Here is a 925-nt window from a genome sequence, read left to right on the forward strand (position 1 = left end):
GCTCTTCATTTTCGCACATCACTAAGAGAATTTCATCAGAATTTATAAACACTGGTTTCTTCACAAATGCCTCCATAGAGCCTATTGGCAAAAGTTATTTTCTAAGATATGGAACATATGTATGCGCATATTGCACATATGTCAACAATAAAATGTGCAACATGAACATATTTAGTGAGTATTATATTATTTTGGGATATATAAAATGGATGATATTGATAACCTTATAATGGAGGCAGTGAATAAGCTTAGTATAGATAAAAAAAGAAGGTTAATTATTATTCTTCGTCTTTTAGAGTATCTAAAATGCGAAGAAGCCACTGCTTTTTTTCAGGAGATATATTTTTTAGAGCGTTAAAAACTTCTTCTTGAAGTTCGCGGTCTGAAAGAGCAGTTGTAGATTTTGTTTTTATCCCCTGTCCTTCACCAGTCAATAACCAACCTGTACTTACGTTAAAAGCTTTTGCGTATCGACTTGCGGCTTTATTGATGCCGCGAACTCCTTGTTCATGTTGTATATAAGTGTAATATGGCCAGCCGTAATATTGAGCTGCGGCTCGGGCAGATTTAAATCCTTTGGCAATTCTTGCTTCTGTTAAGCGTATAGCTTGGTCGGGTTTTTGTTCTTGCATTCTGACAACTCCTTTCCATTCATAATGCACATATTATGTGTGCTTTTCGACTTGACTTTTTTCTGTGCACATTGCACACTTAATTTTATGAATAAGATAGAAGCAAAAAAAATACGCAAACGCCTTAATCTTACGCTGGACGAAATGGCAGCGTTATTAGGCGTTAACAAATCAACAGTATGGCGTTGGGAAAAATATGGTGTTCCTTCAAGAGGAGCAGTGGCTTATCTTTTAAAATCTTTATGCGATCAAGAGCAACACCCCCCATTGTCGAAAATTAGCAAGAGCTGCGG

Annotated in this window: 2 protein-coding genes; one reads left to right on the top strand and one right to left on the bottom strand. The window is 36.4% G+C overall.

Features of this window, described 5'->3' with window-relative positions:
* Positions 1–278 precede the first annotated feature (278 nt).
* On the bottom strand, positions 279–632 hold the full coding sequence (locus ACFIKG_RS09485) for an XRE family transcriptional regulator (protein WP_273791732.1): 354 nt from the start codon (positions 630–632) through the stop codon (positions 279–281).
* An 87-nt stretch (positions 633–719) separates the two neighbouring features.
* Here ACFIKG_RS09485 and ACFIKG_RS09490 point away from each other — a divergent pair.
* Positions 720–925 (top strand): helix-turn-helix domain-containing protein (locus ACFIKG_RS09490; protein WP_375652221.1); only part of this gene is annotated, 206 nt, incomplete at its 3' end.

This window comes from Bartonella sp. LB28NMGDW, assembly GCF_042194435.1.
Lineage (GTDB): Bacteria > Pseudomonadota > Alphaproteobacteria > Rhizobiales > Rhizobiaceae > Bartonella > Bartonella grahamii.

Coding starts and splice junctions, on each gene's coding strand:
- ACFIKG_RS09485 (WP_273791732.1), bottom strand. CDS start 632: ATGCAAGAACAAAAACCCGACCAAGCTATACGCTTAACAGAAGCAAGA.